The sequence below is a fragment of the Marinicella meishanensis genome, from assembly GCF_019931145.1.
GTDB lineage: Bacteria > Pseudomonadota > Gammaproteobacteria > Xanthomonadales > Marinicellaceae > Marinicella > Marinicella meishanensis.
Window position 1 is genome coordinate 240387 of record NZ_JAIOUV010000003.1, and the last position, 19168, is coordinate 259554.

Annotated in this window: 18 protein-coding genes; 13 read left to right on the plus strand and 5 right to left on the minus strand. The window is 52.1% G+C overall.

Translation table 11 applies throughout. The features are described 5' to 3' along the window. Positions 1 to 17: 17 nt before the first annotated feature. The 6 genes from K7G70_RS05950 (at position 18) to K7G70_RS05975 (ending at position 5031) form a co-directional block, all read left to right on the plus strand. Positions 18 to 1241, plus strand: a complete 1224-nt coding sequence (locus tag K7G70_RS05950) for a BaiN/RdsA family NAD(P)/FAD-dependent oxidoreductase (RefSeq protein WP_223787692.1) — start codon at positions 18 to 20, stop codon at positions 1239 to 1241. 88 nt (positions 1242 to 1329) lie between these two features. Continuing rightward, positions 1330 to 1677, plus strand: coding sequence for a hypothetical protein (locus K7G70_RS05955; RefSeq protein ID WP_223787693.1), 348 nt, complete (start codon positions 1330 to 1332; stop codon positions 1675 to 1677). Next, positions 1674 to 1874 carry a helix-turn-helix transcriptional regulator gene (locus K7G70_RS05960; RefSeq protein ID WP_223787694.1) on the plus strand — a complete coding sequence of 67 codons (201 nt, stop codon included), beginning with the start codon at positions 1674 to 1676 and terminating at the stop codon, positions 1872 to 1874. Before K7G70_RS05955 ends, K7G70_RS05960 begins: the two co-directional genes overlap by 4 nt. Positions 1875 to 1883: 9 nt before the next feature. Beyond that, the gene (locus K7G70_RS05965; protein ID WP_223787695.1) at positions 1884 to 2936 is read left to right on the plus strand and encodes an alpha/beta hydrolase; all 1053 of its coding nucleotides are present in this window, start codon (positions 1884 to 1886) and stop codon (positions 2934 to 2936) included. A gap of 36 nt (positions 2937 to 2972) precedes the next feature. Then, on the plus strand, positions 2973 to 4628 hold the full coding sequence (locus K7G70_RS05970; protein ID WP_223787696.1) for an AMP-binding protein: 1656 nt from the start codon (positions 2973 to 2975) through the stop codon (positions 4626 to 4628). 10 nt (positions 4629 to 4638) lie between these two features. Further along, positions 4639 to 5031 (plus strand): DUF3224 domain-containing protein, encoded by a 393-nt coding sequence (locus tag K7G70_RS05975; protein WP_223787697.1) that lies wholly within the window; start codon positions 4639 to 4641, stop codon positions 5029 to 5031. A 966-nt stretch (positions 5032 to 5997) separates the two neighbouring features. Here the strand turns inward: K7G70_RS05975 and rnt are convergent. Beyond that, complete coding sequence (rnt, locus tag K7G70_RS05980; RefSeq protein ID WP_488801375.1) at positions 5998 to 6606, minus strand: ribonuclease T; 609 nt, start codon at positions 6604 to 6606, stop codon at positions 5998 to 6000. A 383-nt stretch (positions 6607 to 6989) separates the two neighbouring features. Here rnt and K7G70_RS05985 point away from each other — a divergent pair, with 383 nt between their 5' ends. From K7G70_RS05985 to K7G70_RS05995, 3 genes are all read left to right on the plus strand, one after another. Next, positions 6990 to 8723: a S8 family serine peptidase gene (locus K7G70_RS05985; protein WP_223787699.1), complete on the plus strand. Its 1734-nt coding sequence runs from the start codon at positions 6990 to 6992 to the stop codon at positions 8721 to 8723. Positions 8724 to 8883: 160 nt separating this feature from the next. Beyond that, a complete protein-coding gene (locus tag K7G70_RS05990) occupies positions 8884 to 9717 on the plus strand; it encodes a DUF6502 family protein (protein WP_223787700.1) in 834 nt (277 codons plus the stop codon). Continuing rightward, positions 9698 to 11200, plus strand: a complete 1503-nt coding sequence (locus K7G70_RS05995) for a DUF5666 domain-containing protein (protein WP_223787701.1) — start codon at positions 9698 to 9700, stop codon at positions 11198 to 11200. The genes K7G70_RS05990 and K7G70_RS05995 overlap by 20 nt, the downstream gene beginning before the upstream one ends. Before the next feature lie 53 nt (positions 11201 to 11253). Here the strand turns inward: K7G70_RS05995 and K7G70_RS06000 are convergent, their stop codons facing one another. Further along, positions 11254 to 13017, minus strand: coding sequence for a DUF885 domain-containing protein (locus tag K7G70_RS06000; RefSeq protein ID WP_223787702.1), 1764 nt, complete (start codon positions 13015 to 13017; stop codon positions 11254 to 11256). A gap of 17 nt (positions 13018 to 13034) precedes the next feature. After that, positions 13035 to 14267, minus strand: a complete 1233-nt coding sequence (gene serA / locus K7G70_RS06005; RefSeq protein WP_223787935.1) for a phosphoglycerate dehydrogenase — start codon at positions 14265 to 14267, stop codon at positions 13035 to 13037. Positions 14268 to 14324: 57 nt separating this feature from the next. Here serA and K7G70_RS06010 point away from each other — a divergent pair, with 57 nt between their 5' ends. Next, positions 14325 to 15704 (plus strand): FAD-binding oxidoreductase, encoded by a 1380-nt coding sequence (locus K7G70_RS06010; RefSeq protein ID WP_223787703.1) that lies wholly within the window; start codon positions 14325 to 14327, stop codon positions 15702 to 15704. Between the two features lie 86 nt (positions 15705 to 15790). On the opposite strand, the gene K7G70_RS06015 is transcribed toward K7G70_RS06010, so the two are convergent. Together K7G70_RS06015 and K7G70_RS06020 are read right to left on the minus strand one after the other, a co-directional pair. Next, on the minus strand, positions 15791 to 16285 hold the full coding sequence (locus K7G70_RS06015) for a hypothetical protein (protein ID WP_223787704.1): 495 nt from the start codon (positions 16283 to 16285) through the stop codon (positions 15791 to 15793). Positions 16286 to 16483: 198 nt separating this feature from the next. Next, on the minus strand, positions 16484 to 17299 hold the full coding sequence (locus K7G70_RS06020; RefSeq protein WP_223787705.1) for a M90 family metallopeptidase: 816 nt from the start codon (positions 17297 to 17299) through the stop codon (positions 16484 to 16486). 42 nt (positions 17300 to 17341) lie between these two features. Between K7G70_RS06020 and K7G70_RS06025 the strand changes: the two genes are divergently transcribed. From K7G70_RS06025 to K7G70_RS06035, 3 genes are all read left to right on the plus strand, one after another. Beyond that, positions 17342 to 17893 (plus strand): GNAT family N-acetyltransferase, encoded by a 552-nt coding sequence (locus tag K7G70_RS06025; RefSeq protein WP_223787706.1) that lies wholly within the window; start codon positions 17342 to 17344, stop codon positions 17891 to 17893. Continuing rightward, complete coding sequence (locus K7G70_RS06030; RefSeq protein WP_223787707.1) at positions 17890 to 18669, plus strand: SAM-dependent methyltransferase; 780 nt, start codon at positions 17890 to 17892, stop codon at positions 18667 to 18669. Before K7G70_RS06025 ends, K7G70_RS06030 begins: the two co-directional genes overlap by 4 nt. Before the next feature lie 62 nt (positions 18670 to 18731). Then, on the plus strand, positions 18732 to 18911 hold the full coding sequence (locus tag K7G70_RS06035) for a hypothetical protein (RefSeq protein ID WP_223787708.1): 180 nt from the start codon (positions 18732 to 18734) through the stop codon (positions 18909 to 18911). Positions 18912 to 19168: the final 257 nt, after the last annotated feature.

The window sequence follows — 19168 nt, forward strand, 5'->3', positions numbered from 1 at the left end:
TTTGGGGCCAACCATAAATGAACACCGAACCTGCATTTGACGTCATCATCCTCGGTGCCGGGGCCGCGGGCATGATGTGTGCCCTGACGGCGGGTCAACAAGGCTTGCGGGTGTTGTTGTTGGAAAAGTCCAACAAACCAGGCAAAAAGATCCTCATGTCTGGCGGTGGTCGTTGTAATTTCACCAACCTGCACACCGCACCTGAGAACTTCATTTCAGCCAACCCGCATTTTTGCAAATCGGCTTTGAGCCGGTACACCCCGTGGCATTTCATTGAACTGGTGGCGCGGCATGACATTCCTTACCACGAAAAAGAATTGGGACAATTGTTCTGCGACCGCTCTTCGAAAGACATTGTCAACATGCTGTTGGATGAATGCGCCGCTGGCGGGGTTGAACTGCGCTTGAATGTGGCTGTTGTTGACCTGGTGGTGGGCGCTCAAATCAAGGTGACCACCGACCAAGGCACCTTCCACGCTGACCATTTGGTAGTGGCCACCGGTGGTTTGTCGATACCCAAAATGGGCGGTTCAGATTTCGGCTACCAACTGGCCGAACGGCTGGGCTTGTCAATCCTGCCTAAGCGGGCGGCCTTGGTGCCGTTCATTTTCACCGATCAACACAAAGCGCTTTTTGCCGCCCTGTCTGGCAGCGCCATCGCGGTGTCGGTGTCGGTACCCGATCAATCAACGGCGCCCACCTTCCAGCACCAAATGTTGTTCACCCACCGTGGCTTGAGTGGGCCGGCGATGTTACAAATTTCCAGTTATTGGCAACAAGGCCATGCCCTGTGCATTGATCTGTTGCCGGGCATCGAGGTGTTGGCTGAGTTGACTGCCAGCAAAAGCCATGCACCCAACCAGACTTTGGTGCAGTGGTTGAGCCACCATTGGCCGAAAAAGGTGGCCGAGGCATTGTTGACCTGGCAGTTCCCGGACTGGGCTGTGCGGTCTTTGCAAGCCTTGAATCAGCAGCAGCTGCAGCTAGTGGCCAACTGGTTGGGCGGTTGGCTGCTGAAGCCATCCGGCACCGAAGGCTACCGCACCGCCGAAGTGACCTTGGGTGGGGTCGACACCACGGCTTTGTCCTCCAAGACCATGGCTTGCCAAACCCAGCCCAATGTTTATTTCATCGGTGAAGTGGTGGATGTCACCGGACATTTGGGTGGCTTTAACTTCCAATGGGCCTGGGCCTCAGGCCATGCTGCTGGCCAAGCCTTGCTTGAATCAAAACGGTCCTGAAACGGAAAATATTTTGTAATATGTAGAGAATACTTTACATAATGTTGGGTATTCTCTACAATTGGTCTGTTTTCTGCTCACATGACTCATGAAAAAACACCATTCCATCGCCTTGTTTTTGTTGGCTTATGCCGGTTTGCTTTTGGTTTATTGGCTGTGCGATTACTTCGGGTGGCCGTCCATGTTGGGGTCATTGCTGCCCATAGCCCTGATGGTCTTTTTGATCATCCGCCAGCAAAAAGCCCAGGATGAAGTGATGCAAAAGGTGAGTAACCAGGCTTATGTGTTCGCTTTTTGGGCCACTTTCCTGGCACTGATTGCCTTGGCCTCGCCGAGCTTGGCGGCCGATCCAGTCATCAAACAATGGCCCTTATGGACCGTGCCATTGTTGGCTTGGCATGTGGGCTACCTGATCGCATGGATCAAACACACATGAAAAACCACATCAAAGTGCTGCGGGCAGGCATCAATATGTCGCAGGCTGAATTGGCCCAACTGTGTCAGGTCAGTCGACACGCGATCATGGCCATAGAGAAACAAAAACATGACCCTTCAATCACCCTGGCCTGCAAAATCGCCCAAGCTTTGGGAGAGCCCATCGACCGGGTATTTGTTTTAACCGACTTGCATTAGGAGTTTGTGATGAGATTTTTAAACCTGTTTGGCGGCCTGTTGATGGCTGCGCAGGCCCTGACCACTGAAGTGACCGTGGCTTTCTCCACCCACAGTGACCAAGTGGTATTGGCTGGCAGCGTTGAATTGCCCGAAGGCACGCCGCATTTGGGCTTGGTGTTGTTGTCTGTGGCCGGTCCCACAGACCGTGATTTGACCTTAGGCCCCCATCGCTATTTTGCTGAACTGGCGGTCGGCCTGGCAGAGCAAGGGGTGGCCAGTTTGCGCTTTGATGACCGGGGCACCGAGGCATCAACCGGAGCGTTTTTGCAATCCACCTTGGCCGACCGGGCCCAAGATGCCTGTGCCGCCCGGGCCAAGTTGGCCGCAGTCACCCAATTGCCCTTGTCACGCATTGGCTTGTTGGGCATGAGTGAGGGCAGTGGCTTGTCGGTAGTGGCTGCTCAGCATTGCGCATCTGTGCCATTTCGAGTGATGCTGTCGCCACCGGTGCGCACGGGTGCCATTGAAATGCAATCACAAATGCAGCGCTTGTTGCAGTCGGCGCCATTCACTGAGGAACAAAAATCTGCTGTGGCCAAGGCCGCCATCGAATTCCTGGGTTTGGTTTCGGCCCAGCCACCAGACCGGCAACGCATACATGACCTGTTGTCGGGGCCTTATGGTCAGGCGATCTTACCGCCCTATGCCTTTGTTCCGACTGGGGTGGATCAGCGCACCGATTTTGTGCTTTCACCTTGGTATCAATCGCAAGTACATTATGACCTGCAGGACGCCATCCAACAGACGGCTGCCGTTCCCACGCTGGCCATTTTTGGTGGCAAGGATCAGGCCATTGACGCGACAGCCAATCGACAACTGTTGCAACAACACATGCCCCAGGCGCAGATTGAATGGTTGCCAGAATTGAACCACCTGATGCAAGCAGCCAACACCGGCAGTCCCATGGAATACGGTTTTTTACCCACCGGATTTTCCCCGCAGGTTATTGCCTTGGTGAGCCAATGGTTGCAACAACAAATCAATGCACCGGAGGCAGTAAATCTGGGTGATGGGACTTGAGATCGGGCTGATGTTGGCTTGTGGTATCATTGGCTCATGACTGCCGATTCGTGCCTCACCCCCATTCAAAGATTGCAGCATTGGGCCCAGGAAAAACCCGATGCGGTGTATTTAACCCAACCCATAGGTGAGGTCGTGCATCGCTACAGTTGGGCACGGGTGCTCAGTGAAGTGGCTGCCGTGGCCAATCACTTGAGTCAGTACCCGCCGGGCAGCCACATCGCCATCATTTCATTGAACTGTGCGCATTGGATCATGGCCGACCTGGCGATCCAGATGGCAGGCCACATTTCCATCCCCATTTATCCAACGGCATCCAAAGGCACGATCCACAAAGTGCTGCAGCATTCAGAGGCCAAAGCGGTGTTCTTGGGCAAGATGTTCGAGCCCGAGTCGGCGCCATATTTGTTGCCTCCAGAGCTGGATTGTCTGGCCCTATATCAAGCCTATCCAGACATGCCGTTTTGGGATCAACTGGTGGCTGAAAACCGGCCAATCCAGCAGGTGGCCCAACACCGGCCGGATGATTTGGTCACCATCGTTTACACGTCGGGCACCACCGGCGACCCCAAAGGGGTGATGATTGCTTACCGGGCGGTGAATGCCGCCATGATGCTGATCAAAAGCATCATCGTGATCGACCAGCAGGACCGGTTTGTGTCTTACCTGCCATTGGCCCACATTGCCGAGCGCATGGCGGTGGAATTTGGTTCTTTGTTCAATGGGTCTCACGTGTCATTCATCCGCTCCCTGGACAGCTTCACCGAAGACGTCAAACGCGCGGAACCGACCATCTTTTTTGGGGTGCCGAGGATTTGGACCAAGATCAAAGTGGCGATTGAAAGCAAATTGGGCGGCCCCAAAGTGTTGGGTGCCTTGTTGAAAGTGCCGCTGTTGGGCGGTGCCTTGAAGCGGGCCTTGTTGAAAAAGCTGGGGTTTCAAAACGTGCGTTACGCCCTGTGTGCCGCGGCTGCGGTGAACACCGACGTGCTGCGTTGGTTTGGTGCTTTGGGCCTAAAGTTGAATGAGGCCTATGGCATGTCGGAAACCTGTGGTTTGTCCCACATGGTCAAACAGTCGCAAGATTGCACCGGCAGTGTGGGGCAGGTGATTGACGGCTGTGAATGCCGGCTGACCGTATCCGGTGAAGTGTTGTTGCGCAACCCGGCGGTGATGGATGGTTACTACAAACAGCCCGAACTGACCGCGGCGACCATTGATGCCGATGGCTGGGTGCACACCGGTGACTTGGGGGTGATTGATGGTGATGGTTTTTTGTCCATCACCGGCCGGGTCAAAGACATCTTCAAAACCAGCAAAGGCAAATACATCGCGCCCTCGCCAATTGAACACATCTGGCAATCGACTTTGGGCATTGAACAATTGATCCTGATGGGCCAAGGTTGCGCCCAACCGTTTTTGGTGGTCTGTGTGCATGAAACCGAATTTGCAATCGAGGATGCGGCATTGCATACCTCATGCCGCGAATCTTTGGCCAAAATCAACCCCACCTTGGAAGCCCATGAACGCATCAGCCATGTGTTCATCTCCGATCACCCCTGGGGGCCGGACAACGGTTTGTTGACCCCGACCCTAAAAATGAAACGCGATGCCATTGAGCGGCTGTATCAAGCGGCTGCTGAACAACAGATGCAGGCATCCAACGACCGCGTACAAATCATCCAAATTTGAGGAAACCAACATGAAAATCAGTGGCCAATTCAACGTCAACATGCAACCCCAGGACCTCTCTTTTGCCGGCCAACATGGGCAACAATTGGCCCGCATGGCTTTGGACAAAAGTTACCAAGGGGACTTGTCAGGCAGCTCATCCGGTGAAATGCTCAGTGCGGTCTCAACCACCCCTGGCTCGGCCGGCTATGTGGCCATCGAACAGGTCACGGGCACCCTGATGGGTCGATCCGGCAGTTTTGTGCTGCAACATTACGGCGTGATGAACCGTGGTGACTCACACCTCACCCTGACCGTGGTGCCCGACAGCGGCACCGACGAGTTAACCGGATTGACCGGCCAAATGGACATCCGCATCGAAGACGGCCAGCATTATTATGACTTTGAGTATGAGTTGGGGTAGGAAGCCAGATCACGCCCATCTCCGCCATCCTCGGGCTTGACCCGGGGATCCATACCATGACTTTGGGTTTGAGTTGGGGTAGTTAACCAGAATACGCCCGCTTTCGTCATCCTCGGGCTTGACCCGGGGATCCATACCATGACTTTGAGTTTGAGTTGGGGCAGGTAACCAGAATACGCCCACAACCTCCATCCTCGGGCTTGGTTGCCAGATTAATCCCACTACCGCCATCCTCGGGCTTGACCCGGGGATCCATACCATGACTTTGGGTTTGAGTTGGGGCAGTTAACCAGAATACGCCCGCCTTCGTCATCCTCGGGCTTGACCCGGGGATCCATACCATGACTTTGGGTTTGAGTTGGGGTAGTTAACCAGAATACGCCCGCCTTCGTCATCCTCGGGCTTGGTTGCCAGATTAATCCCACTACCGTCATCCTCGGGCTTGACCCGGGGATCCAGTTTGCGCAGCAAACACGCACAGCGTCATTATCAAGTCTTATCGATTTTCAAGTGAATTGAAACAGTCTGTTGTTTATACGTTTTGGTGGCACAAGTATTTTAGATGGTTCCACAAGTGGCATAATGATTCCACAATGGATCCCCGGGTCAAGCCCGAGGATGACGATGGGGTGGGTTATGCTCGAGTATTACGGTGTTGTGGTTCGCCTACATGGATGTGGGAGTGTCGTGTGAGCGGGATGCGGCAACGACCAAGACCGAGGATGATGTTATAGAGAGCCAAGTCCGAGGATGACGGTGATGTGGGTCGCCTATATGGATGTGGGTGTGTCGTGTGGGCAGGATGCGTAATCGACCATGCCTGAGGATGACGCGTTTATATTTTTTAAGTGACTATCAGAGCAATTCTCAACTCACGCGTCATTCCTGCGCAAGGTTCCCCCCTGTGAAGACAGGGGCAGGAATCTACCGTACCCAAACAAGGACTTTCCATTGTGCCCATCTGGGTCAAACCTTCGGGGTGTACATCCCCGAGTCCAGGGCCTGATTGAAAATGGTGCAGAACAATTCGGCGGTTTTTTCGGTGTCGTACAAGGCAGAGTGGGCTTGGTCCGATTCCCAGGTGATGTCGGCGGCCTTGATGGCGCGGGCCAGCACGGTTTGACCGTAGGCCAGGGCCGATAAGGTGGCGGTGTCGAAGCAGCTGAACGGGTGGAAGGGATTGCGCTTGATGCCGGCACGTTCGGCCGCGGCGTGCACAAAGCCCAAATCAAAATGGGCGTTGTGGCCAACCAAGATGGCCCGGGAGCAGCCGGTGGCTTTGATTTGTTTTCTGATCGGAGTGAAAATTTTTCCTAAAGCGGCATTTTCTTCCATCGACACCCGCAAAGGGTGGTTCAAGTCAATGCCCGTCACTTCCAAGGCTTTGGGATCGATGTTGGACCCTTCGAATGGCGTGACATAGGCGTTCACCGTTTCGCCGGGCACCAAGGTGCCATCGGCTTGCATGTCGATGATCACGGCGGCGATTTCCAACAAGGCATCGGTCTGATTATTGAAACCACCGGTTTCAACATCAACCACCACCGGTAAGAATCCCCTGAAACGGTCTTTGATTGCGGGCATGGGTCAAATTGTGTGGAAAACGCTATTGTAGAAGAGGCCAATCCAGATTAAAAGGCGCTGGCTGAAATTCCTGAGCATAATCGAGCTGAGCCGAATTGCTGTGGTCAGAAACATTGAAACCCATCAGCATACAGACGTCCATATGGCCAGCTTGAATGTCCAACAAAATAAAATGCAAAAAAAATTGCAAAATTACAGATTTGTACTTGAAATTTACAATATATATTGCTTAAATCATCGCCAGCCTTCAATGGCATCCAACATTTCTCAGCAGAATCAAGAACAACAACAAATGGGTTCTCGGCAGAAATTCAAAACAAATAGAGAGAGGACAATTAATGAAATTGAATATGAAGAAGACCTGTGTGGCAACCATGCTCGCACTGGGAACCTGTGCTCATGCGGAACGCATGATCGTGTCTTACAACAGCAACGGCCAAGGATTGAAAAATGGTCACCAGGTATTGGTTGAAGGCAATGGCTGGTTCGCCGTTGACTTGGATGAAAATGGCAAGAGTGCCATGCGTGGCAAGAATGGTTTCAGAAACATGGAAGTGGACGCCATCCGCCATGCCTTTGCTTTGTACAACGACGATGCCGGCGACCCCACCTTGCAACAACTGACACCTTATGCGGTGTACCAATCGCAGGCCAATCAACTGACCTTGCAATCGGGTCAAAAAGTTTGTGTGATCGACTCGGGCTTGGATGCCAGTAACAATGATTTTGATTGGTCTGTGATCACCGGTGACAACGATCCAGGCACCGGTAACTGGTACGACCACGGTGGCCCACATGGCACCCATGTGGCCGGTACTGTTGGCGCTGAAGACAACAACGTCGGGGTGGTGGGCATGGCCCCAGGTGTGCCGATGCACATCATCAAAGTATTCAATGAATCAGGCTGGGGATATTCCTCTGACTTGGCCCATGCGACTGAGAAATGTACCCAAGCCGGGGCCAACATCATCACCATGAGTTTGGGTGGTGGTGGCGCCAATTCAACCGAAGAAAATGCATTCGACACCTTCATTGCCAATGGTGGTTTGGTGTTGGCGGCGGCCGGTAACGACGGCAACTCAGTCCGTTCCTACCCCGCTGGTTACTCTTCGGTGATGATGATTGGGGCCAATGACGCCGACAACAACATCGCTGATTTCTCTCAATTCCCCAGCTGTGAAGTGGGCAAAGGCCGCAACAGGCGCAACGATGAAACCGTCTGTGTGGAAGTCACCGCCGGTGGTGTGGACACCTTGTCTACCTACCCTGCCGGTTTGGCCACTGTGGCTTCGGCCACGGCTGATGGTGTGGGTGTTCCAGCATCGGCCATGGAAAATGTGGGTTCAGCCAGTGCCGCGACTTATTACATGGGTACCGCCGAAGCCACCGATGCTGGCGCCAATGGCAAAATTTGTGTGATTGATCGGGGCAACATCTCGTTCCATGACAAAGTGGCCAATTGTGAAAATTCAGGCGGTGCCGGGGCCATCATCATCAACAACGAGCCGGGCATGTTGTACGGCACGTTGGGCTCACCCAACAACACCTCCATTCCTGCGGTGGGAGCCGCCCAGGAAGACCGCACCTTCTTGTTGGGTGCCGCCAATGCATCGATTTCAATTGGTGCCGGTGATTATGGGTACATGAGTGGGACGTCGATGGCGACCCCAGCGGTGGCTGGTGTGGCCGCGCTGGTGTGGTCCAATCACCCGGATTGTACTGGACAGGAAATCAGGGATGCTTTGAAAGCGAGCGCAGAAGATGCGGGCGCCAGTGGCAAGGACGTTTATTTCGGATATGGCATAGTGAAAGCCAAAGATGCCAGCGATTACCTCGCCGCCAATGGTTGTGATGGGGGAAGTACTGAACCTCCAGGTGGCGATGACTTGGCCTTGTCAGGTAGTCGCAGCAGGGGTGGACGCGTGGCCGACTTGAGTTGGACCGGCGGTACCACCAGCAACGTTGATGTGTACATCAACGGCAGTTTCAATAACACGACTGCCAATGATGGATCCGTTTCATACAATGTTGATAAGAACTCCTCTTATACCTTCAGGGTTTGTGAGGCCGGATCAACATCAGCGTGCTCCAATGAAATCAATCTTTAAGGGGGATTGATTTCGCAAAAAAAGAAACCCTGCTTCGGCAGGGTTTTTTTTTGGTTACCTAAAAAAACATTACAATGTCAATCGTTTTGGAGTATTATTTGTAAGTTTTATGGCATATTTGGCCATTGAAGTACATATTAACACAAAAAAAGTTTCAATTATGAGTCAAAAACTGATTGAAGTCATCCGGCAAATGTTGATCCAGATCTTCCGCCCCTTGGTGCGGATGTTGCTGCGATTCAATGTGCCATACCATCTGGTCAGTGATGTGTTGAAGTGGACCTATGTGGATGTGGCCAACAAGCATTTTGGCTTGAAAGGCAAACCACCCACCAAGTCACGCATCGCCGTGATCACCGGCTTGTCGCGCACCCAAGTGGACATGCAAATGAAACTGGATTTGTTTCAAGACAGCGACAGCCACCGCAAATGGCACCGGGCCGGACGGGTGTTGACCGGCTGGGTTGAAGACCGTGATTTTCTCAATCACAAAGGTGAATCCAAAATCATCCCGCTTGAATCGGACGATGAGCCCGATTTCAAAACCTTGGTGGAGAAATATTCTGGCGGAGCCACTTACCGCTCAATCCTGGACGAATTGTTGCGTGCCAAGTCAGTCGCCGTGGACAATGACCGGGTGGAATTGATCAAACCCTATTATTTGACCGAAAATGATCCAGATGATTTGCAAAACATTGACTTTTTGGGCTTATCAACTCAATATTTATTAGAAACCATCGATCACAACATCGATCCAGAGCGATCGGGTCCCAGGTTTCAGCGCATTGTGCTGCATGACAAACTGCCGGCGTCTTTGGCCAAACTGGCTGAATCCTATTCCCGCAAACGCAGCCAAGAACTGGCCAATGATGTGGACGAGTACATTGAACATTTAATCCAACATTCCGATCTGGAGGAGGAACCAGAATTGTTACCATACATTGGGGTGGGCATTTATTTTTACAAAGCAGACCATGAAGAAGAAAATGAATAAGTTGATGGGGATCCTGACAGGGGTCCTGGGACTGGGATTGACCCATGCGGTCATGTCACAGCAAGATGACAGTGAAGCGGTGCGGGCCCAAGGCGGGACCGGCTTCACAATCAACAGCCTGCGCATCTTCGAGCCGACCGAGAGCACCAGCTATTTGGAAGATGGCGAAGTGGTGCCTGCCACCCGGGCCCAAGGTGGTACCGGTTTCAAAATCAGGTACCGAGCTGTGGATGCGGATCCCAATGCGATTGAAGGCACCTTGGATGAGGTGGAATTGATCAATGTGTTCAAAGGACCAGTGGTGTCGTTGGATCCATTACAGGTGTTTGCGGTGGACTCACTGACCTCCAGTCAGACATTCCTGGCTGATGGCATTCAACTCAACGATTTGCAACTGGGTGATGAAGTCAAAGTCAGTGGCTTTGTCGATCAGAATTCATTCATGTTGATGACCCGCATTGAACGGGTGGATGCTTTGACCGAGTGGAAATTGACTGGCTACGTCGAAGGCCTGTTCGGTAATCAGTTTAACATCAATGGTCAAGCCGTGTTCTTCAATGCTGGCATGGTCAGTGGCTGTGGCGCCCCGTTGCAGAATGGTGATCGGGTTGAAGTGCATGCCGATGTGCAACCGGGCTTTGTGCTGGGCGACACCTTGACCAGCACCCAAAGTGTCGAGTGTGTGGAAGAACAGGTGACTGCTGATGTGTCCAGTGATATTGTCATCCTAGAAGGCTTCATTGATGGGCTGTTAACCGGCGGCGACTTTGTGTTGGCCGGCCAGACCATTGAAGTCAGTGGCGCCACCCGATACATCCGCGGTCGACCCAGTGACATCCAATCCTTGATCAAAGTGGAAGTGGAAGGGGATCCGATTATGGGTAACGGCGGTATTGACGCCGACAAAATCAGGTTCTTGGAACCGCGCATCAACTTGACCTTGCCGGTCGAGCCCAGTGACTTCGTTGGCAACCAATTCAATGTGGCCGGCGTCACCTTGACGGTGACTCCACAGGTGACCGATCCCGATGGCATCATCAGCAATGGCTTGACCGAAACCACCCGCATCCGTTTCCGTGGCTATGATTATGGCCAAGGCGAGTTGTACATCAGCAGATTGCAACAGCAGGGCGGTGTGGATTACGATGACGTCAATGTCACCGGTTTGGTCACTGAAATCAATCAACCTTCGATTGCCGTGTTTGGGGTGAGCATTGACACCACCACGGCATCGTTCTTGGACCAAGGCGGCTTACCCATCAGTGCCGCGGTGTTCTTTGCCAGCATCGAATTGGGTGCTGAGGTGGAAGTGGACGGCGCCAGTTTGGATCCATTCACTGATGAAATCAGTGGCGGGACCATTCAATTGCTGGAGATGCCCGAAACCTTTGTTGAGCCCAAAGGCCAAAATGAAGAGGTGGTGATTGGTTTGGGTACTTTGACCAGCACCCCCGATTTGATTTTCTCAGACTCGTTCGAATAACCTGTAAACCCAGTGAGTCAGGAACTCACTGGGTTGGTTTTCTCGAAGAATCCTCATTCTTGCAGCTTGGCTTGTTGCTGTTCAATGTACAATTCAACGACCTGCTCCAGCACGTCTAAAGGCACCGAACCACTGCCCAACAGGGTGTCATGGAAGGTGCGCAAATCGAAATTTGCTCCCAGGGCTTGTTCGGCCTGGTGACGCAATTGCCAGATTTTGATTTCTCCCAACTTATAAGACAGGGCTTGTGCCGGCCAGCCAATGTAGCGATCGATTTCGGTGCGCACATTGTGCTTGGACAAGGCGGTGTTTTCTTCCATCAGCCGGATGGCTTCATCTCGGCTCATGCCCATGGCGTGCATGCCGGTGTCCACCACCAAGCGCATGGCGCGCCACATTTCATAGGTCAAGCGGCCAAAATCCGAGTAGAGATCCTCATAGAAGCCCACTTCTTTGGCCAATTTCTCGCAGTACAGCGCCCAGCCTTCACCGAAGGCCGAGATGTAGCTGTTCTGGCGGAATTTGGGCAAGTCGGCCAACTCTTTGGTCAAGGCACCTTGCAAATGGTGCCCGGGCACCGCTTCGTGGAACGTCAGGGCTTCCAGGTTGTATAAGGGCCGTTTTTCCAAGGCATAGGTGTTGACCCAGTACTGTCCCGGGCGGGTTGAGTCCAATGGTGCTGGCACATAGCGACCAGTGGTGTAATTCGGCGCAATATCGGTCGGCACTGGGTTGACCGCATAGGGTTGTCTGGGTAAGCGGGTGAACAGTTTTGGCAGTTCACCGTCCATGCGTTTGGAGATGTCGCGGGCTTCTTTCAGCAGTTGCTCTGGGGTCGTGGCATAGAATTGCGGGTCGGTGCGCAAGAAATGCAAAAACTCGGCAAAGCTGCCCTCAAAGCCGAGATCAGCAATGATTTGTTCCATTTCAGCGCGGATGCGTTTGACCTCTTGGCGACCGATTTGGTGGATTTCCTCGGCGCTCAAGTCCAAAGTGGTGTATTCCTTGATTTGTTGCTGGTAGTACGCCTGACCATCAGGCAAGCTGTGGGCACCGATGGTGGTGCGGGCGCCTGGGATGTAGCTGTCAACCATGAATTGTTTGAAGGCCTTGTAACTGGGGTTGATGGCTTCGGTGATGATTTGCTGGGCTTGCTGCTGAAACTGGGCAAAGGTGGCTTCATCCAGGTGCATGGGACGCTGTAGGAACGGTTGATAAAAGGTCGATTCTGTGGCCTGATCTTTGATGTAGGTTTGGATGAATTCCGGGTAGTGTTGGATGATCACCTGGGGCTGGGTGAAGCCGCGTTTGAGCCCCGCTCGCATGTTGTCCATGTGCTGTTGCATCACCCGCGGGACTTGTTGCATCCGCAACAGGTAATTTTCATAGTCTTTGGCGGTGTTGAACGCCGCGTATCGGTGCATGGTGGCCAACTGCACGTGAAAGGAACCTTCTGACGTGATGGGCATTTCATATTCTTTGAAGCGGTTGTCAGCAATGGTTTCCTGCAAAAAGGCTTGTTGCATCTGCAACGAAATCCGGTCTTGGAAATCAAGCTTGGCCGGGTTCAAGGCTTGCAACCGTTGCAGCAAGGGTTCCAGGGTGGCGTTTTCTTGGGCCATGGCCGCCGCCGACACGTCATCCAGTTGGCCGGCTTTGGACTCATCACCCAGATAAAAAGCCATTTGTGGACTCAATTCGGCTTTGGCTTGCTCAATGTCCAGCAGGATGCGGTGTAATTTCTTGCTGCTGCGGTTGGCCTCACTGGGGAGGCTGATTATCAGCATCAGGGGAATTAATAGCCAGTGTGTTTTCATGGTTTGCTCCAGAGGTTTCAGTGCAACACGCGCACGCGGATGGTGCCTTCGATGTCTTTCAGGCGATTGACAATGGGATCAGAAGATTCACAGTTGACATCCATGATCACATAACCCACATCGCCTGAGGTTTGTAGGTACATCGCCGCGATGTTGATTTTTTGGCTGGAAAAAGCGTGGTTGATTTGTTCCAGCATGCCGGGTTTGTTGGCATGGATGTGCATCACCCGGGTCAAATCTGGGTGCAAGGCCGGCAGCGACACTTCGGGGAAGTTGACCGCTGAAGACGTGGAACCATTGTTGGAATATTTGATCAGTTTGTCGGCCACTTCGTTGGCGATGTTGACCTGAGCCTCTTGGGTGCTGCCGCCGATGTGCGGGGTCAGGATCACGTTGTCAAACTCAGTCAAGGGTGAGGTAAAAGGGTGTTGGTTGCTGGCCGGTTCTTCAGGAAACACGTCAATGGCGGCGCCGTGCAGGTGGCCTGAGCGCAAGGCATTGACCAGATCCTCAATCACCACGATGTGACCACGGGCGGCATTGACCAGAAACGACCCCTCAGGTAACAAGGCCAATTCTTTGGCACCGATCATTTGGCGGGTCAGCTCGGTGTCGGGCACATGCACCGACAACACATCGACCTGAGGCAACAGTTCTGCCAATGAGCCCACCGCTTCGCTGTTGCCCAGCGGTAATTTGTTCTCGATGTCGCAGTACTTGACGTTCATGCCCATGGCTTCAGCCAGGATGCACAATTGGGAACCGATGTGACCAAAGCCCACGATGCCCAAGGTTTTGCCCCGGGTTTCATTGGAATTCACCGCCGATTTTTGCCATTCACCGCGATGCGCTTTGGCATTTTTCTCCGGGATGCCACGCAACAACAGGATGATTTCAGCCATCACCAATTCAGCCACGCTGCGGGTGTTGGAGAAGGGGGCATTGAACACCGGTATCCCTTGGTTTTTACAGGTCTCCAGGTCCACTTGGTTGGTGCCGATGCAAAAGGTGCCCACGGCCATCAATTTGTCGCAGGCCTCGAGGTTTTGGCCTTTCAGTTGGGTGCGGGAGCGGATGCCCAGGATGTGGGTGTCGGACAGGATTTCACGCAATTCATCGTCATGGGGGGTGCTGCGGTATGTGTGGATGTTGTCATAGCCATCGGCGCGAAACAGCTTTTCGGCATCGGGATGCACACCTTCCAACAAAACAACTTTGATTTTTTCTTTACTTAGGGATAGTTTGGCCATATTCTGTGCGTTTTTCAAACGACCGTTTAGGTTCAAAAAAACAGGATTTTAACAGATATGCAAGCCGATGAACTGTCTTCTTTGCTGGAATCAGAACTGGCTGGATTGGCTTGGTCCACCCAAGCCCATGATTTGACCCAGTTTGGCCAAGATTGGACCCGCTTTCATGAGCCCAAGGCGACGGTGGTGTTCTTCCCCAATGACATCGAGGAGGTGCAACGCATCATCCAAGTGGCCAACGCCCACCAACAAGTGGTGATCCCTTCGGGCGGACGCACCGGTTACAGCGCCGGCGCGGTGGCCACCCAAGGCGAATGGATCATTTCCATGGTGCGCTTCAACACCATCAGCGACTTCAATCCAATTGACCAGACGGTGAGGGTGGGTGCTGGGGTGATCACCGAACAGCTGCAACAGTTTGCCGAAGAACAGGGTTTGTTTTATCCGGTGGATTTTGCCTCTTCGGGATCCAGCCACATCGCGGGCAACATCGCCACCAACGCTGGTGGCATTCGGGTGTTGCGGTATGGCTTGACCCGTGATTATGTGATGGGCTTAACCGTGGTCACAGGCAGTGGTGAAGTCTTGCATTTGAACAAAGGTTTGGTGAAAAACGCCAGTGGCCTGGATTTTCGGCACTTGTTCATCGGCTCTGAAGGCATTCTGGGGGTGGTGGTGGCCGCCGAAATCAAACTGGTCAGCCCGCCACCGAACCAAGCGGTGATGCTGTTGGCTTTGTCTTCGTTGGAAGCGGTGATGTCGGTGTTTGCCTTGGCCCGCCAGTCCTTACATCTGTCTTCTTTTGAATTTTTCTCTGACCGGTCCTTGAACCACGTCATGAGTCACCGGGGCTTTGACAACCCATTTGATGCCATGCACCCATTTTATGTGCTGTTGGAGTTCGATGAGGACGAAGACGGCGCCATGGCGGTGTTCGAGGCCGGCATGGAGTCGGGCTGGGTGGATGACGGCGTCATTGCGCAAAGTTTGGACCAGGCCCAACAATTGTGGCAATACCGTGAAGGTATCTCGGAATCAATCGCCCATTACACCCCTTATAAGAATGACATCGCGGTGAAAATTTCCAAGGTCCCTGACTTCATGCAACGCTTGGAAGCCATTTTGGCCGCTGAATACCCGGATTTTGAAACCATTTGGTTCGGTCACATCGGCGATGGCAACCTGCATTTGAACATCCTCAAACCAGTTGCCATGGACACCGCTGAATTCAAAGCCCAATGCGAGCAGGTCAACCAACATGTGTACGGCCTGATCGCAGAGTATGACGGCAGTATTTCAGCCGAACACGGCGTGGGCTTGATCAAAAAACCGTTCTTGGGCTATTCCAAGTCAGCCGCAGAAATCGAATTGATGCAACAGGTCAAACGGGTGTTTGATCCCAATGGGGTGTTGAATCGCGGTAAAGTGGTGGACTGAATCCAGGCAACTACCAACCAGACATAAAAAAGGCCACCAGATGGTGGCCTTTGGTTTCCTGTCGGGAATGAATGGTTATTCAGCGATCAACACACTTCGGTGTTTTCTTCGGCTTTTTCGCTCCAGTTTAACCATTCGGGTTCTTGCCAATAGGCATTGTCGTCTTGTTCAGGCTGAAAATCTTCAAATTGCATCTTCAACTGAATGCCTTCTTGTCCGTCTTCAGAATTGAATTTCAACTCCGCCCACTCATTGCGTAACACCAACACCGATGGTTTTTTGATCACTTGCAGCTCACCCGATTCGTTGAGTTTTTGCACCAAAATCTCGGCAAAGATCTGCTCATGTTCTTTGGCTTTTTCGTCCCAACTGAAGAAGGTGGTTTTGATGTCCAGTTGCAGGTCACCAAACGCCAGGCTGGCGAGTTCATCGTTGTGCATGGTCATGGAGGCCGTTTGTTTGGTGGTGTGAGCCTCTGCATCGGTGGCACTGACCTCGATGTTCATCTTCATGATGGTGTTGGAAAACAAGGTGGTGGCATAGCTTTGGGCCAGCAAACCGCCGAATAAGATGGTGAACAATAAACTCACCTTTATAAATGTCAATAATGTGTTGTTGCTTTGCATGGCCATTCCCGCCTTAGTTTCATTGTTTAATAATAGGTATAACGCTTCAGACTGGAAAAAGTTACTTTGGTTCAGTCAAAAAGTGTCTTCGGGTGCGTATTGTGCTGACGGGCTGTGAACAAATTGTGACAAAAAAGCCAAAAAACATTCAATTCATCGTTGTTTTTTGGCCGGAGTCCAACTGCTCGGATCCAAACGGTAATAATTTTGCAACAAAGCATATAAATTGGGGTGTTTGCGCTTGAAAGTGTGGGGTTGTTCAAAGAAATGTTCGGTGGTCACGGCAAAAAATTCCGCCGGATTGGTGGCGCCATAATGATCGAAAAACGAGCGGCGACGCATCTTGGCCTTGGCGATCAGGCTTTTGAATTCCTGGCTCATCAATTGACCCCAGGTGTGCAACTGATTGCCTTCAATGATGGGGCGACCATCACCGGCGCCATCGGCTTGGTCCAGTTGGTGGGCAAACTCATGAATCACCACGTTGTGGCCGTCTTGCGCATTGCGGCCGCCGTGCTCGGCATCGGCCCAGGACAACACCACCGGACCCCGCACCCAGGACTCGCCCAAATGGTGGCCGGGTTTGTCATGGTTGGGGTTTTTAAAACCAGCGGGGTAAATGCGGATGGTGCGCAGGTGGGTGTAGTAATTACTGGGTCGGCCCAGCAACAACACACAGGCTTGGGCGGCAATGGTGACCCGCATTTCATCGGTCACTTCCAGATCGCCATGGCCGGTGAAATATTTTTCGGCCAAAAACACGTTCACATGGCCCAGTAAGTCACGTTTAAGGTCATCCGGTAAATGGTGGTAGATCGCCACATTGCGTTCGATGTAGGCCACCCAGTGCTCCGGTGTGGCCAAATTGAACAGCATGCGGCGCCGCCGCTGTTTGCGCCAACGCAGCAAAGCAAGCAGGGCCAGCACCGCCACGACACTGGAAATGATGATTAAATAAGACTGATTCATGGGTGGTGTGTGGTTTGGGCTTTATAGTAACATAAGGCCCCAATGAAGGAAGCCAAAACCACACCCATGTCCCAATCATTTCGACTCCGGTCTTTGCGACCTGATGACGGCCCTGCCATCAGTCAGTGGTACCAGGATCCGAACATCATGAAACACATCGGCCCGGTGCTTGAATCACCGGTCGCTGAAGGTTTGGTTGAGCGGATGTTGCGGGATGTGGCCAACGGCAAAGCCAGATATCAGGTCATTGAGACCACCGCAAGTGCTGAATTGGTTGGCATGGTCAGTATGTTGTGGCAGCCATCAGAACAAGCGGTGGTGGCTGGCATGATCGTGCTGCCTGCGTTTCAAAACCAAGGGGTGTGTAAATGGGCGCAAATGACTGCCATGCAACAAATCACGAACACATTCCCAGCTCGGATCTGCACCGTGTACATCGATACGGACAACGGTCCGGCTTCCACCAGCTACCGGCACATGGGATTCGTGTCAGTTAAAAACACCTCAACCCACCCAGTCAACCAAAAATTGGTGCGGTGGGATTTCCCATTGACAGAAAATCATCAAACATCACAGGAGAATTCATCCGCATGAAAGGCAGTTTGGTCAACGTTGGCCTGGGCATGACCCTGGGCTCCCACATCACCCCATTATCCAGAAACTTTATTGAACAAGCCGACGTGGTGTTTGTGGCTGCTTCGAATCAACTGGTCGAAGAATGGGTCAAAACCATGAATGACCACGTGATCAGCTTACAACCGCTTTATGCCGAGGGTAAATCGCGCAAACAAACTTATCAGGAAATGAACGAAGCGATCATGACTGAGGTGCGGGCTGGGAAAAAAGTCTGTGGCGCTTTTTATGGCCATCCAGGGGTGTTCGCTTTGACCCCACACCAAACCATACAAATGGCGCGCGAGGAAGGTTTCAAGGCCCACATGGAACCAGGCATCTCAGCTGAGGATTGTTTGTATGCTGATTTGGGAATCGACCCAGGCACCTATGGCATGGCCCATTTTGAAGCCAATAATTTCATGTTCAATCAGACGGTTTATGACCCCTCGGCCTATTTGGTGTTGTGGCAAATTGCCTTGGCTGGCGACCGCACATTGAAAGTCTTTGAGACCACCGCTGATGCCAAACAACTGTTGGTCGACATGTTGCTGGAACATTACCCGGCTGACCATGAAGTCATCATTTATGAATGCGCGGTGTTGCCGATTGAACAGCCATTAATCAAACCGCTGTCGCTGCAAAAATTGGCCCATGCCGAAGTGTCGTTGAAAAGTACCTTGGTGATCCCACCGGCAGTCAAGAAACAGAAAGATCATGAAAAAATAAATAGGTTGTTGCATCTTGAACATTCGTGATATGATTTTTTTGTCCTGTGTGGGACCAATTTCAATACTTCAATCTAAAAAGAGGATTACCAATGAAATTCAATGTAAAAATGCTGGAAAAAATGGGCCAAACACAATCCATCCATCAATTTGATTCTGTTGAACAAATGTATGACCAATTCAATGTATCAGATCAGGCATTCACCAAGTTAAAAGCACAATCCAATGACTTGACATGTGTGTTATTCCCAGATGACGACGATGAGGAGTGATACTTAAGCCGTTTTCTTGATGTTCAAACCAGTTTTCAAAATTCACAGAGCATGTCCATTGATCATGCTCTTTTTGTGTGTGTTTCCATTGTTAATTATCGCCCAGGAAAATAAATTACAGCCACTGGGGGAACCGCAATACATCACAGATGAGCTGTTGCGTCTTGAGTCTTTGCGATTGAATGACCCAAAAGCTTTTAGTGAAGGTCTGGAAGCTCTGGGTTTTGATCAAATTAAGATGTCATCGTATCAACAGT

Excerpts from the sequence above, each read along its gene's own strand:
- K7G70_RS06025 (WP_223787706.1), top strand. The coding sequence starts at position 17,342 with ATGAAGGAAGCCAAAACCACACCCATGTCCCAATCATTTCGACTCCGG.
- K7G70_RS06000 (WP_223787702.1), bottom strand. The coding sequence starts at position 13,017 with ATGAAAACACACTGGCTATTAATTCCCCTGATGCTGATAATCAGCCTC.
- K7G70_RS05995 (WP_223787701.1), top strand. The coding sequence starts at position 9,698 with ATGAAGAAGAAAATGAATAAGTTGATGGGGATCCTGACAGGGGTCCTG.
- K7G70_RS06010 (WP_223787703.1), top strand. The coding sequence starts at position 14,325 with ATGCAAGCCGATGAACTGTCTTCTTTGCTGGAATCAGAACTGGCTGGA.
- K7G70_RS06020 (WP_223787705.1), bottom strand. The coding sequence starts at position 17,299 with ATGAATCAGTCTTATTTAATCATCATTTCCAGTGTCGTGGCGGTGCTG.
- K7G70_RS05955 (WP_223787693.1), top strand. The coding sequence starts at position 1,330 with ATGAAAAAACACCATTCCATCGCCTTGTTTTTGTTGGCTTATGCCGGT.
- K7G70_RS05970 (WP_223787696.1), top strand. The coding sequence starts at position 2,973 with ATGACTGCCGATTCGTGCCTCACCCCCATTCAAAGATTGCAGCATTGG.
- K7G70_RS05975 (WP_223787697.1), top strand. The coding sequence starts at position 4,639 with ATGAAAATCAGTGGCCAATTCAACGTCAACATGCAACCCCAGGACCTC.
- K7G70_RS05965 (WP_223787695.1), top strand. The coding sequence starts at position 1,884 with ATGAGATTTTTAAACCTGTTTGGCGGCCTGTTGATGGCTGCGCAGGCC.
- serA (WP_223787935.1), bottom strand. The coding sequence starts at position 14,267 with ATGGCCAAACTATCCCTAAGTAAAGAAAAAATCAAAGTTGTTTTGTTG.
- K7G70_RS05960 (WP_223787694.1), top strand. The coding sequence starts at position 1,674 with ATGAAAAACCACATCAAAGTGCTGCGGGCAGGCATCAATATGTCGCAG.
- K7G70_RS05985 (WP_223787699.1), top strand. The coding sequence starts at position 6,990 with ATGCTCGCACTGGGAACCTGTGCTCATGCGGAACGCATGATCGTGTCT.
- K7G70_RS05950 (WP_223787692.1), top strand. The coding sequence starts at position 18 with ATGAACACCGAACCTGCATTTGACGTCATCATCCTCGGTGCCGGGGCC.
- K7G70_RS05990 (WP_223787700.1), top strand. The coding sequence starts at position 8,884 with ATGAGTCAAAAACTGATTGAAGTCATCCGGCAAATGTTGATCCAGATC.
- K7G70_RS06030 (WP_223787707.1), top strand. The coding sequence starts at position 17,890 with ATGAAAGGCAGTTTGGTCAACGTTGGCCTGGGCATGACCCTGGGCTCC.
- K7G70_RS06035 (WP_223787708.1), top strand. The coding sequence starts at position 18,732 with ATGAAATTCAATGTAAAAATGCTGGAAAAAATGGGCCAAACACAATCC.